Genomic DNA, 12931 nt, shown 5'->3' on the forward strand with positions numbered 1-12931 from the left:
AGGTGAAGCGCTGATGAGCACCACCCGGCCTTACTCGCCGGGCGACCGCGGGCCGGAGCCCAGCGGCGCTTCCGGGTCGTCCGAAGGGGGCGCGGCAGCCGAGGCGGAGGGATCGTCCGGGGCGTCCTCCGGGTCCTCGGCGTCCTCCGGGCCCTCCGGGTCCTCGGGAGCGTCCGGGTCCTCCGGGGTGTCGGGGTCGTCCGGCGCCTCGGGCAGCCGCCAGGTGCGCCGGCTGAGCTTCGACGACGCCAGCGGGGTCGTCCCGCTCGCCCGCGACTTCGCCCGCCAGGCGCTGTACGCGTGGGGCTGGCTGCCGGCCGCCACCGCCGACCAGCGGGCCGCCGCGGAGGACGTGCTGCTCGTCGTCTCCGAACTGGTCACCAACGCGTGTCTGCACGCCGAGGGACCGGACCGGATGGTCCTCGGCTGCGACAACAAGGTGATCCGCGTCGAGGTCTCCGACCGCGGCACGGGCCAGCCCGCCCCGCGCACCCCGCACCGCGCGGGCCGCCCCGGCGGACACGGCATGTTCATCGTCCAGCGCCTCTGCCTGGACTGGGGCGTCGTACGGGCCCCGGGCATCGCGGGCAAGACGGTCTGGGCGGAACTGGGCGCCCCGGCCTGACCGCCCGCCCGGCGCAACGCCGTGTGCGCCGACGCCGGTTCAATCAGCGGAAGGCTCTCCGGGAACAGCATCGGCGCCCCTACGGGACGGTCGTCGTCCCCGAAGCGCTGCGTCGCCGGGGCGTTCCCGACGTCCTCGGAACCCCCTGAACCCGTGCGCCGGATCCCCACAACTCCGGCGCGCACCTTCTCTTCCCTCCTCATCGCCCCGGGCGTACCTTGACGGCTCAATCTGATGCCTCGTCAGTAAGGGCGGGGCGGTGGGAGTGAGGGGACGGGACCGTGTCGAACCGGAAGCGAACCGCCGCGCTCGCGACGGCCGCGGCCCTGGCCGGCTCGGCGGTGTGGATGGCCGCCCCGGTGGCCGTGGCCGAGGTCGTGAACGTCAACTACGGCTGCAAGACGCCCATCGGCGACAAGAACGCCGTCTCACCGATCGACATCAAGGGCGTCAAGAGCGGCACCGGCTACAAGATCACCATGTCCTGGCAGAAGGGCGTGTCCTCCAGCCCCGTCGAACTCGGCGCGGGCTCGATGAAGCCGAGCGCCACGATCAAGCTGGGCGGCGCCGACAGCGGCACCCTGAACGTCACCGGCCCCGCCAACGAGGCCGCGATCCCCGAGAACACCCCCATCAAGATCAGCGATCTGAGCGGCACGTACACCCCGAAGGAGACCGGCAAGGTCACCTTCACGCCCGGCGTGCTCACCATCAGGGCGCTCGGCACGATCACCACCTGCACGCCCCGCAACAGCCCCGGGCCGTCCCTCACCCTCGACGTGACGGCGGCGGGCGGCGGCGCCAAGAGCGACGGCGGCTCCGGCGACGACCTTCCGCAGACCGGCCCCGAGGACTCCGCGATCGCCCTCGGCACCCTCGGCGGCACGGTGCTGCTCGCGGGCGCGGCGGGCGTCCTGTGGCTGACCCGGCGAGGCCAGACGGCACGCGTCCGCCGCTGACCGCCCCTCGTACGAGTGCTGGAGCCGTTGATGCCGTACGCGCCCGCCCGAGCCCTGCTCCTGACCCTGCCGCTGCTGCTCGCCGCCACGCCGGCCATGACGCCTGCCGGCACACCGGCCGCCACGCCCCGCGGCTGGTCGGTCGCGCCCTCCGGCGGCGGACGGCCGTCCTTCTACGCGGAGGGCGCGCCCGGGACGGTGCTCCAGGACACGGTCTCCGTGACCAACCGGGGCACCGAGCCGCTCACCGTACGGCTGCACGCCACCGGTGCCGGGGCTGGTCCGGGGGTCGTCTTCGCCGACGCAGCCCCCACCGTCCCCGCCCGCACCCGCGCCGAGGTGCCCTTCACGGTGACGGTCCCGGTGGACGCGGAGCCCGGCGACCGCGCCGGCGAGATCGTCGTACGGGACGCGGCCGGCCGCGAGGCCACCGTCCGGCTGCTGATCCGGGTCGGCGGACCCGAGCTGTCCGCGCTGACCGTCGAACGCGTGGCCGTGCGCGGCGACCGCATCACGTACGAGCTGGTCAACCGGGGTACCACGGCCCTCGTCCCACGGCTCGCCGTCCACGCGGACGGTGTCCTCGGCGCCGTCCTGGACCGTCCCTCGCGCACCCTGCCCGTCCAACTGGCGCCGGGCCGCCGTCTCGCTCTCGACGAGCCGTGGCCCGACCGCCCGGCCCTGGACGCCGTCACCGTCCGCCTGACGGTCACCGCGCCCGGCGCGGGGCAGGCCACCGGGCGGGCGTCGGCGCGGTTCGTGCCCCCGGGAACGGCAGCCGGCGCGCTGTCGGTCGCGGCGGCCGGTGCGACCGGTGCGGCCGTCGTGGTCGTACGACGACGCAAGCCGATCCGGAGGGAGCGCTGACGTGAGAGATGGGGGAGATGGGGGAGACGTGAGAGGCGAGCCGCGGAGCACGGCGCCGGTGTCGGCCCTGCTTCTGTTCCTGCTCCCGCTGTTGCTCCTCTTCCTGGGTCCGCTGTCCCTGGCCGACACCGCCGCGGCGGCCGGCGGGCCGACCGTCACCCTCTCCAAGTCCCAGGCGGGGACCGGCGGTTCGATCACCGTCAGCGGCAGCGGCTGGCGTGCGCGCACGCTGCTGATGCTGCTGGTCTGCGGGCAGGCGACACCCGCCCGGGGCGTGGTCGGCGGCACCAACTCCTGCGCCAACGCCGACGGCCGCGCCGCCACCACCGACGCCGACGGCCGCTTCAGCCGGGCCCTGCCGGTGGCCGAGCCGCCGGCGCCCTGCCCCTGTGTGGTGCACGTGGCCACCGCGACGGGCGAGAAAGCGCAGGCCGACGCGGTGTTCCAGGTGGCCGGTCACCCGGTCCGACCGCTGCCCGCGGCGACCTCGGGCGGACGTCTGTCCGTGCTCACCGACACCCGGCTCGACGGCTCCGGCGGTCTGCTGACCTGGTTCGGGGCGCCGCCCGCCCGCACGCTGGTCTTCACCGTCGGCAACGTCGGCACCGCACCTGTCGAGAACCCGGTGTTCCAGGTCGGCACCGTCCACGGGGTGTTCGCCCCGCAGTGGGACGAGCGGCAGTGGCGCGGCACGATCGACCCCGGTGGGAAGGCCCGTGTCGAACTGCCCGTCGAACTCGCCGCCGGCGCCCACGGCGACTACACGGTCTCCCTGAAGTACGGCGGCAAGGTCCTCGCCGAGCAGCCGTGGGGCGTGGGCAGGCCCTGGGGCGTGACCCTGTTCTGGATCCTGCTCTGCGTGGTGGTGCCGGCGGCGCTGTTCCGCATCGGGATGGCGGTGGTGGACCGGGTGCGACCGCGGCACGCCGCCCGCCGCCCCGCCCGCGCCGGACGGCCGCCGCGCACCCCGTGGCGCCGGACCGGGACGAAGGCCCTCGCCCCGGCCTCCTCGGCCGCGGAGTCCGCGCCGCTCTCCTCGACCGTGACCCTGCCGTGGTTCACCCCGGACACCGGTCCGGACCCGGCGGGCCGGCTCTCCGCACCGCACGAAGAACGACGACGCACGAGTCCTACGACTCCTACGGGTCCTATGACTCCCACGGGTCCTACGACTCCCACGGGTCCTACGACTCCCACGGGTCCTACGACTCCCACGGGTCCTACGACTCCCACGACTCCCGGAGGGAAGGCAACGAGTTGAGCGAGAGAGCCGTACCACCACCAGAGCATGCGCCTGATCACGTGCCCGTGCGCAAGCGGGCGGCGGCGGCCGGTGTCGCCGTCATGCTCACCGGGGCGGCCGTCCTGCTGGGCGTGACCGCCGGGCAGGCGCAGGCCGCCGAGGTGTCCTACGCCACCAAGTGCGTGCCGCCCTCGGGCATAGGCCTGCCCGACGTCAACGGCACCACCAAGGTCGACATCACCGCGCCGGCCACGGCGAAGGTCGGCGACACCGTCGACATCGTGTGGAAGTTCACGCAGGCCGCGTCGAAGAACCCCGACATCATCGACCTGCCCGCGAACTCGGTCCAGCCGTCCGGCACCCTCAAGGCGTCCGGCGCGCAGACCGCGGACATCGCGCTGCAGGGGCCCCGCGAGAACCCGGCGATCCCCAAGGGCGGCGCGATGACGCTGTCCGACATGAAGGGCACGCTGAAACTGACGGCGGCGGGGCAGGTGACGCTGACGCCGGACGCGTACGTCGTCAACGCACTGGGGACGAACACCAACTGTGCGCCGACGGAGGCGGTCCAGCCGGCGGTGACCATCACGGTGACGGCGGGGCAGGGGAGTTCGGGCTCGCCCTCGTCGAGCACCTCCCCGTCGCAGAGCCAGAGCCCGTCGCAGAGCCAGAGCCCGAGCGGGTCGCCGTCGTCGAGCGCGTCCAGCTCGCCCAGCACCTCCCCGTCGTCGTCCCCGACCGGCGGTGACGACGGCCGGACCGACTTCACCGGCAAGGTCGTCGACATCCCCTACACCTGCGCCTCGCCCATCGGGCAGAAGAAGGCGACCTCGCCCATCCAGATCAACGCCAAGAAGAACAACGGGAGTTACGACCTCACCGTGCAGTTCAAGAAGTCGGTGATGGACAGCCCGATCGACATCCCGGCCGGCAAGGTGAAGCCGACCATGCAGATCGTGCTCGGCGGCGCGGACACGGGCTCGGTGAAGGTGGAGGGGCCGCTGAACCCGGCGCCGATTCCGCAGAACTCCCCGATCGAGATCCCGGACCTCAAGGGCACCTACAAGCCCGGCGCGACCGGTGAGTCCACGCTCTCCCCGGGCGTCCTGGTGATCGAGGCCATGGGCACCAAGACCACGTGCACCCCGGACAGCACGGCCGTCTCCCTGACCCTGAACACCGCGGAACAGGCGAGCGGGGCGTCCGGCGGCAGCGGCTCGTCCTCGGGCGGCAGCACGTCGACCAGCGGCGGCCTCGCGGAAACGGGCTCCGGCGACCACGGCGCCCTGAAGGCCCTGGGCCTGGTGGCGGGCACGGCGATCCTGCTGGGCGGCGCGGTCTTCACGTTCATGCCGGGACGGCGGCGGCTGCGCTGAGCGACCCGAGTCACAACGAGGAGGGCCGCCGCACCCGATGGATGCGGCGGCCCTCCTCGCTCGTGGCGGACGTCAGTGCACGTCGCCCATGAGTTCCTTGACCTTCTTGCGGTACATCCACACCGCCGCACCGGCGATGACGGCGAGCACGGCCTCCAGGGCCACGATGCCCGTCTTGTTGAGGTCGACGCCGGCGATGGACAGCAGGCCGGTCGTGGCGTCACCGGCGGTGACGGCCAGGAACCAGACGCCCATCATCTGCGAGGCGTACTTCGCGGGAGCCATCTTCGTGGTGACCGACAGACCGACCGGGGAGACGGTCAGCTCACCGACGGTCTGGACGAAGTAGATCGCCGCCAGCCACAGCGCGGCCGCCTTGTGACCGCCCTCGGCGATCGACAGCGGGGCCAGGAAGAGGAAGAAGGACGCGCCGATCAGCGCCAGACCCATCGCGAACTTCGTCGCGGTGCTCGGCTCCTTGCCGCGCCGCGCCAGCGCCAGCCAGGCCCAGGCGAAGAGCGGGGCCAGCGCCATGATCATGACCGGGTTGACCGACTGGTACCAGGAGACCGGGAAGTCCCAGCCGAAGACGCTGTTGTCCGCGGAGGACTCGGCGAACAGGGAGACCGTCGAGCCGCCCTGGTCGTAGATCATCCAGAACACGGCCGCGGCCACGAAGAACCAGATGTACGCGGTCAGCTTGGACTGCTCGGCGCGGTCCAGTTCCTTGTCCCGCTTCATCCGGGCGATGACGACGACCGGGATGACCAGGCCGGCGACGGTGATCGGGACGAGCAGCCAGTTCAGCGTGTAGACGCCGGAGACGCCGACGACGGCGTAGAAGACGATCGCGACGGCCGCCCAGAACGCGGCCTTGCGCAGCGTGGCCGCCTTCTCCTGCGCGGACAGCGGGGTCGGCACGACGTCCGAGCGGGAGCTCAGGTGGCGGCTGCCCAGCAGGAACTGCGCCAGGCCCAGCGCCATGCCGAGCGCGGCGAGCGCGAAGCCCAGGTGCCAGTTGACGTTCTCGCCGATGGTGCCGATGACCAGCGGCGCGGCGAACGCGCCCGCGTTGATGCCGATGTAGAAGAGCGTGAAGCCACCGTCACGGCGCGGGTCGTCGGGGCCCTCGTAGAGGTGGCCGACCATCGTGGAGATGTTGGCCTTGAGCAGGCCGGAGCCGATGGCGACCAGACCGAGGCCCGCGTAGAAGGTGCCGGCGTTCGGCAGCGCGAGGGTGAGGTGGCCGAGCATGATGACCGCGCCCGCGACCGCGACCGTCTTGCGGGGGCCGAGCACACGGTCCGCGAACCAGCCGCCGGGCAGGGCGAGCAGGTACACGAGCGACAGGTAGACCGAGTAGATCGCCGTCGCGGTCGCCGCGCTGAGGTGCAGGCCGCCGGGGGCGACCAGGTACAGCGGGAGCAGGGCCCTCATGCCGTAGTAGGAGAACCGTTCCCACATCTCGGTCATGAAGAGGGTGGCCAGTCCGCGGGGGTGGCCGAAGAAGGTCTTCCCGGAGCCGGGGGTGCCCGGGCGGACCGAGTCCTTCGTCAGGCTGGACGCCATGTCGTTCCTTGCTGCTCGGGACGCGCTGCACAGCGGCGGTGCGCGCCCGGTGGGGGGCGGCCGGCACCGGCGGACACGTCGTCCACCCCTACGCCCGGGGGGATCCCGCTCCGGGTCTCGGAAACGGCGGACGGCGACCACCGGGATCCACGCCCCCTCAAGTCGGGGGCCCGGCCACAGGTCGTTCCTTTCAAGGCCGGCGCGAACCGGCCCGCACACAAAAGGGACCCTCAGCGTCAAGCCGACCGCCAAAGGTCATTTGCGTACTACAGGCGTTCTTTCACCATACGACAGCACAACGCCGGATATGGAAGGACTTGAGACACGGATCACAGGTGATCAAGGAACCGTGAGCCGTGATTCGAAGGTATGTACCAGCATGCCATCCCTCGACCGTAGGTACGTACCAAGATCGCTGAGAGGGTGGTGACCGCTCCGCACCCCGCCTGTCCGGCATGTCCGTAGGTAAGAGACAGTGCGGGCGATCACACTTCGACGGCCGCCCCGCGCGGACTACCATCAGCTCATGACCCGTGTACTGCTCGCCGAGGACGACGCGTCCATCTCGGAGCCGCTGGCCCGCGCCCTGCGCCGGGAAGGCTACGAGGTCGAGGTGCGTGAGGACGGCCCCACCGCACTCGACGCCGGAATGCAGGGCGGTATCGACCTGGTCGTGCTGGACCTCGGCCTGCCCGGCATGGACGGCCTGGAGGTGGCCCGCCGGCTGCGCTCCGAGGGCCACGCCATTCCGATCCTCATCCTCACCGCGCGCGCCGACGAGGTGGACACCGTCGTCGGTCTGGACGCGGGCGCCGACGACTACGTCACCAAGCCCTTCCGGCTCGCCGAGCTCCTCGCCCGCGTCCGGGCCCTGCTGCGGCGCGGCGCGTCCGAGCCGCAGCAGCCGCCCGCCACCCACGGCGTGCGCATCGACGTCGAGTCCCACCGTGCGTGGATGGGCGACGAGGAACTCCAGCTGACGGCCAAGGAGTTCGACCTCCTGCGGGTCCTCGTCCGCGACGCGGGTCGGGTCGTCACCCGCGACCAGCTGATGCGGGAGGTCTGGGACACCACGTGGTGGTCGTCGACCAAGACGCTCGACATGCACATCTCCTGGCTGCGCAAGAAGCTCGGCGACGACGCGGCGAATCCTCGCTACATCGCCACGGTGCGGGGTGTGGGCTTCCGCTTCGAAAAAAGCTGAGCGCTGCCGCGGGTCGCGTTGTCGGGTGCGGGCCGGTGGGGCTTCTCGCGCAGTTCCCCGCGCCCCTGGGTGGGTTGCCCATACCCATCTCGTAACGTCACCGCCCGGAGGGCCTTGTGCGTCGCCGTCTCATTCAGTCCACTCTTGCTGTCGTGCTTGTCGTCATCGCCGTCTTCGGGGTCTCCCTCGTCCTCGTCGAGACCCGCACGATCAGCAACAGCGCCCAGGAGCGGGTGGACTCTGAGGCGCTGCGGTTGGCCAGCATCGTGGACAGCCGGCTGGTCGGCTCGGAGAACATCACCGCCGAGATACTGCGCGACCAGGTCACACAGGACCGTTACGCCGAGATCCGGATCCCTGGCCGACCGGTCATCCAGGTAGGGGCCAAGCCCGAGGGCGACGTCATCAGGTCGACGGCCGACGGCGAGGAGGGCGAGACCGTCCTGGTCCAGGAGCCCCGCTCCACGGTGACCCGGGAGGTCGGCCGGACTTTGCTGATCATCGGCCTGGTGGCGCTGCTCGCGGTGATCGCCGCCGTGCTGCTGGCCATCCGCCAGGCCAACCGCCTCGCCTCCCCCCTGACCGACCTCGCCGAGACCGCGGAACGCCTGGGCTCGGGCGACCCGCGCCCCCGCCACAAGCGGTACGGCGTCCCGGAGCTGGACCGGGTCGCCGACGTCCTCGACTCCTCCGCGGAACGCATCGCCCGCATGCTCACCGCCGAACGCCGGCTCGCGGCGGACGCCTCCCACCAGCTGCGCACCCCCCTCACCGCCCTCTCCATGCGCCTGGAGGAGATCACCCTCACCGACGACCCGGACACCGTGAAGGAGGAGGCGACCATCGCGTTGACACAGGTGGAGCGCCTGACGGACGTCGTGGAGCGTCTCCTGACCAACGCCCGGGACCCGCGCACCGGCTCGGCGGTCACCTTCGACCTCGACGAGGTCATCCAGCAGCAGCTCGCCGAGTGGCGCCCCGCCTACCGCGGGGTGGGCCGGGCCATCGTCAGCTCCGGCAAGCGCCATCTGCGGGCGGTGGGCACGCCCGGCGCGGTCGCCCAGGTGCTGGCCGCGCTGATTGAGAACTCCCTGATGCACGGCGGCGGCACGGTGGCCCTGCGCACCCGCGTCACCGGCAACCAGTCCGTGGTCGAGGTGACGGACGAGGGCCCCGGCGTCCCCGCCGATCTGGGTGCCCGCATCTTCGAGCGGGCCATCAGCGGCCGCAACTCCACGGGCATCGGCCTGGCCGTGGCCCGCGACCTCGCGGAGGCCGACGGCGGCCGCCTGGAGATGCTCCAGGCCCAGCCCCCGGTCTTCGGCCTGTTCCTGTCCCGCACGGCCCCGCAGAAACGCACCACGGACGACGAGGAACCGACGGTCAGGTAGGGATTTTCAGGCCGTCGCTCAGCGCATCCGCTGCGCGGCCGTGGCTGAAGCCGCAGCGGTGGCCGCAGCCGGGGCGGGGGCTGTGGCCGGGGCCTGCGGCTCCGGTGGCCTGGGCCTGGTCTGTTCCGCCGCCGCGAGGAACGACTCCGCGCCGGCCACCGCCTCCTTCGCGGGCAGCGCCCGGAACACCCACGTCCGGTAGGACCAGAACCGGAACAGCGTCGCGATCCCGATCCCGACGAACTTGGACACGTTGCTCTGCAGTGGGCTGTCCCACCCGAACCCGTACGTCGCCGCGAACAGCAAGCCGTTCTCGATCACCAGTCCCACCATGCTGAACAGCAGGAACAGCGTCAGTTCCTTCGTACGCCCGCTCTTGTCGCGGTCACGGTAGGTGAAGTAGCGGAACCCGACGTAGTTGAAGACGATCGACACGACGGTGGCTATGACGCTCGCCCGCACCACCTGCAGATCGGTGAGATGCCGCACGAGGTTGAACACGCCGAGGTTGACCAGCAGCCCCGCACCGCCCACGGCTCCGAACTTCGCGAGCTCACGGAAGAGCCTCTTCAGCCCCGAGGAACCATGCGGCATGGTCGGACAGGCCCCCGTTCGGGTTCGATTTCGTCAACCCCGCCATGCTAACCACCACTCTTGCCGGTTTCCTGTGGTACGGCTCACGAGCCGGTGACCAGCGGGGAAGAAGCCGGGAAACAGCGGGTATGAGGCCGGAAAGGCGCGGGTAAGAGGCGCGGGATCCGGCCGCGGCGGCGTGGCCGATACCCTGGGGTGGTGACGTTCCCGGTAGTCGGCATGGTCGGCGGGGGGCAGCTCGCTCGTATGACACACGAGGCGGGCATCCCGCTCGGCATCAGATTCAAGCTCCTCAGTGACACCCCACAGGATTCCGCGGCACAGGTCGTGAGCGAGGTCGTCGTCGGCGACTACCGCGATCTGGACACGCTGCGTGCGTTCGCGCGCGGGTGCGATGTGATCACTTTCGATCACGAACACGTTCCCACCGAGCACCTCAGGGCGCTGGAGGCGGACGGCATTCCCGTCCGCCCGGGCCCCGACGCACTGGTGCACGCCCAGGACAAGGGGGTGATGCGCGCCAGGCTCGACGCGATCGGTGTCCCGTGCCCGAGGCACCGGATCGTGACGGACCCGGCCGACGTCGCCGCGTTCGCCGCCGAGGGCGAAGGCTTCCCGGTGGTCCTGAAGACCGTCCGGGGCGGCTACGACGGCAAGGGCGTGTGGGTCGTCGACTCCGTCGAGGAAGCCGCGGACCCCTTCCGCGCCGGCGTGCCCGTCCTCGCCGAGGAGAAGGTCGACTACGTCCGCGAGCTCGCCGCCAACGTCGTCCGCTCCCCGCACGGCCAGGCCGTCGCCTACCCGGTCGTCGAGTCCCGGCAGGTGAACGGCGTCTGCGACACCGTGATCGCGCCCGCCCCCGACCTCGATCGGGCCCTCGGTCTGCGCGCCGAGGAGATGGCCCTGCGCATCGCCAAGGAGCTGGACGTCGTCGGCCACCTCGCGGTCGAACTGTTCGAGACCCGCGACGGCCGCATCCTCGTCAACGAGCTCGCGATGCGCCCCCACAACTCGGGCCACTGGACGCAGGACGGCGCGATCACCTCGCAGTTCGCCAACCACGTCCGCGCCGTCCTCGACCTCCCCCTCGGCGACCCGCGCCCCCGCGCGACGTGGACGGTCATGGTCAACGTGCTCGGCGGCGACTACCCCGACATGTACTCCGCGTACCTGCACTGCATGGCCCGCGACCCCCAGCTGAAGATCCACATGTACGGCAAGGACGTGAAGCCCGGCCGCAAGGTCGGCCACGTCAACACCTACGGCGACGACCTGGACGACGTCCTCGAACGCGCACGTCACGCAGCCGGTTACCTGAGAGGCACGATCACCGAATGAGCCCTGTCGTAGGCATCGTCATGGGGTCGGACTCCGACTGGCCCGTCATGGAGGCGGCCGCCCAGGCCCTCGACGAGTTCGAGATCGACTACGAGGTCGACGTCGTCTCCGCGCACCGCATGCCGCGCGAGATGGTCGCGTACGGCGAGCAGGCGGCCGAGCGCGGGCTCAAGGTGATCATCGCGGGCGCGGGCGGCGCGGCCCACCTGCCCGGCATGCTCGCCTCGGTCACCCCGCTGCCCGTCATCGGCGTCCCCGTGCCCCTGAAGTACCTGGACGGCATGGACAGCCTGCTGTCGATCGTGCAGATGCCGGCCGGCGTCCCGGTCGCGACCGTCTCCGTCGGCGGCGCCCGTAACGCGGGCCTGCTCGCCGCCCGCATCCTCGCCACCCAGGACGAGGAGCTGCTCACCCGCATGCGGGAGTTCCAGCAGGAGCTGGGCGACCAGGCCATCGAGAAGGGCAAACGCCTGCGCGCCAAGGTCGAGGGCTCGAACGGCTTCGGCTTCCGAAAGTGACCCGGACACCGATGACCTCACTGGACGAGGCCCGCGAGCTCCTGCGCGAGTTCCCGGTCGTCGACGGCCACAACGACCTGCCCTGGGCGCTGCGCGAACAGGTCCGCTACGACCTCGACGCCCGCGACATCGCCACGCCCCAGCACGGCCACCTGCACACCGACATCCCCCGGCTGCGGGCGGGCGGGGTCGGCGCGCAGTACTGGTCGGTGTACGTGCGCGCGGACCTGCCCGACGCGGTCCCGGCGACGCTGGAGCAGATCGACTGCGTACGGCAGCTCATCGCCCGCCACCCGGCCGACCTTCGCGCCGCGTTCACCGCCGCCGACATGGAGACGGCGCGCGCGGAGGGCCGTATCGCCTCGCTGATGGGCGCGGAGGGCGGCCACTCCATCGCCAACTCGCTCGGCGCCCTGCGCGGCCTGTACGCGCTCGGCGTGCGCTACATGACGCTCACCCACAACGACAACGTGGACTGGGCGGACTCGGCGACCGACGAGCCCGGCGTCGGCGGCCTGTCGGCCTTCGGCCGTGAGGTCGTGCGGGAGATGAACCGCGAGGGCATGCTGGTCGACCTCTCGCACGTGGCGGCGACGACGATGCGCGACGCGCTGGACGCCTCGACCGCCCCGGTGATCTTCTCCCACTCCTCGGCCCGCGCCGTCTGCGACCACCCCCGCAACATCCCGGACGACGTCCTGGAACGCCTGCCGGGCAACGGCGGCATGGCGATGGTGACGTTCGTGCCGAAGTTCGTCCTCCAGGCGGCGGTCGACTGGACGGCCGCGGCCGACGACAACATGCGCGCCCACGGCTTCCACCACCTCGCGACCACCCCCGAGGCGATGAAGGTCCACCGGGCCTTCGAGGAGACCAACCCCCGCCCGATCGCCACCGTCGCCACGGTCGCCGACCATCTCGACCACATGCGCGAGGTCGCCGGCGTCGACTGCCTCGGCATCGGCGGCGACTACGACGGCACGGCCTTCACCCCCGACGGCCTGGACGATGTCTCCGGCTACCCGAACCTGCTCGCGGAACTCCTCGACCGCGGCTGGTCCAAGCCGGACCTCGCCAAGCTGACCTGGCAGAACGCGGTGCGGGTGCTGGGCGCGGCGGAGGACGTCGCCCGCGACCTCCGGGCGACCCGCGCACCGTCCAACGCGACGATCGGTTCACTGGACGGCTGACCCCACTCGCACGTCGACCCCTACGTGAGGGCGGGGCGGGCGGTGCGGCCGGCCGCA

At 71.7% G+C, this 12931-nt stretch carries 12 protein-coding genes; 10 read left to right on the forward strand and 2 right to left on the reverse strand.

Annotated features, from left to right (window positions below; translation table 11 throughout):
- The first annotated feature begins 13 nt into the window (after window positions 1–13).
- The 5 genes from B5557_RS26675 to B5557_RS26695 all read left to right on the forward strand — a co-directional run bounded on the left by B5557_RS26675 (window position 14) and on the right by B5557_RS26695 (window position 5070).
- Window positions 14–625, forward strand: a complete 612-nt coding sequence (locus B5557_RS26675; RefSeq protein ID WP_079661833.1) for an ATP-binding protein — start codon at window positions 14–16, stop codon at window positions 623–625.
- A 281-nt stretch (window positions 626–906) separates the two neighbouring features.
- Window positions 907–1584 (forward strand): LPXTG cell wall anchor domain-containing protein, encoded by a 678-nt coding sequence (locus B5557_RS26680; RefSeq protein ID WP_079661834.1) that lies wholly within the window; start codon window positions 907–909, stop codon window positions 1582–1584.
- A gap of 30 nt (window positions 1585–1614) precedes the next feature.
- Window positions 1615–2451, forward strand: a complete 837-nt coding sequence (locus B5557_RS26685) for a COG1470 family protein (protein WP_079661835.1) — start codon at window positions 1615–1617, stop codon at window positions 2449–2451.
- Between the two features lie 58 nt (window positions 2452–2509).
- Entirely contained in the window at window positions 2510–3712 is a 1203-nt protein-coding gene (locus B5557_RS26690; RefSeq protein WP_443031274.1) for a hypothetical protein, read from the forward strand.
- An 83-nt stretch (window positions 3713–3795) separates the two neighbouring features.
- The gene (locus B5557_RS26695) at window positions 3796–5070 is read left to right on the forward strand and encodes a hypothetical protein (RefSeq protein WP_079665020.1); all 1275 of its coding nucleotides are present in this window, start codon (window positions 3796–3798) and stop codon (window positions 5068–5070) included.
- A gap of 72 nt (window positions 5071–5142) precedes the next feature.
- Here B5557_RS26695 and B5557_RS26700 read toward each other — a convergent pair whose 3' ends face one another.
- Window positions 5143–6639, reverse strand: coding sequence for an oligopeptide:H+ symporter (locus tag B5557_RS26700; RefSeq protein ID WP_079661836.1), 1497 nt, complete (start codon window positions 6637–6639; stop codon window positions 5143–5145).
- Between the two features lie 526 nt (window positions 6640–7165).
- Between B5557_RS26700 and B5557_RS26705 the strand changes: the two genes are divergently transcribed.
- Both B5557_RS26705 and B5557_RS26710 read left to right on the forward strand, forming a co-directional pair.
- Window positions 7166–7843 carry a response regulator transcription factor gene (locus B5557_RS26705; RefSeq protein WP_079661837.1) on the forward strand — a complete coding sequence of 226 codons (678 nt, stop codon included), beginning with the start codon at window positions 7166–7168 and terminating at the stop codon, window positions 7841–7843.
- Between the two features lie 116 nt (window positions 7844–7959).
- A complete protein-coding gene (locus B5557_RS26710; protein ID WP_079661838.1) occupies window positions 7960–9234 on the forward strand; it encodes an ATP-binding protein in 1275 nt (424 codons plus the stop codon).
- Between the two features lie 18 nt (window positions 9235–9252).
- Here B5557_RS26710 and B5557_RS26715 read toward each other — a convergent pair whose 3' ends face one another.
- Complete coding sequence (locus B5557_RS26715) at window positions 9253–9828, reverse strand: GtrA family protein (protein WP_079661839.1); 576 nt, start codon at window positions 9826–9828, stop codon at window positions 9253–9255.
- A gap of 198 nt (window positions 9829–10026) precedes the next feature.
- Here B5557_RS26715 and B5557_RS26720 point away from each other — a divergent pair, with 198 nt between their 5' ends.
- Genes B5557_RS26720 through B5557_RS26730 form a run of 3 tightly spaced genes read left to right on the forward strand, consistent with a single transcriptional unit; the run spans window position 10027 to window position 12874 of the window.
- The gene (locus tag B5557_RS26720) at window positions 10027–11166 is read left to right on the forward strand and encodes a 5-(carboxyamino)imidazole ribonucleotide synthase (RefSeq protein ID WP_079665021.1); all 1140 of its coding nucleotides are present in this window, start codon (window positions 10027–10029) and stop codon (window positions 11164–11166) included.
- 20 nt (window positions 11167–11186) lie between these two features.
- Entirely contained in the window at window positions 11187–11684 is a 498-nt protein-coding gene (gene purE, locus B5557_RS26725) for a 5-(carboxyamino)imidazole ribonucleotide mutase (protein WP_079661840.1), read from the forward strand.
- Between the two features lie 11 nt (window positions 11685–11695).
- Window positions 11696–12874 carry a dipeptidase gene (locus B5557_RS26730; protein ID WP_079661841.1) on the forward strand — a complete coding sequence of 393 codons (1179 nt, stop codon included), beginning with the start codon at window positions 11696–11698 and terminating at the stop codon, window positions 12872–12874.
- Window positions 12875–12931: the final 57 nt, after the last annotated feature.

This window comes from Streptomyces sp. 3214.6 (genome assembly GCF_900129855.1).
In the GTDB taxonomy this organism is placed as follows: Bacteria; Actinomycetota; Actinomycetes; order Streptomycetales; family Streptomycetaceae; genus Streptomyces; species Streptomyces soliscabiei.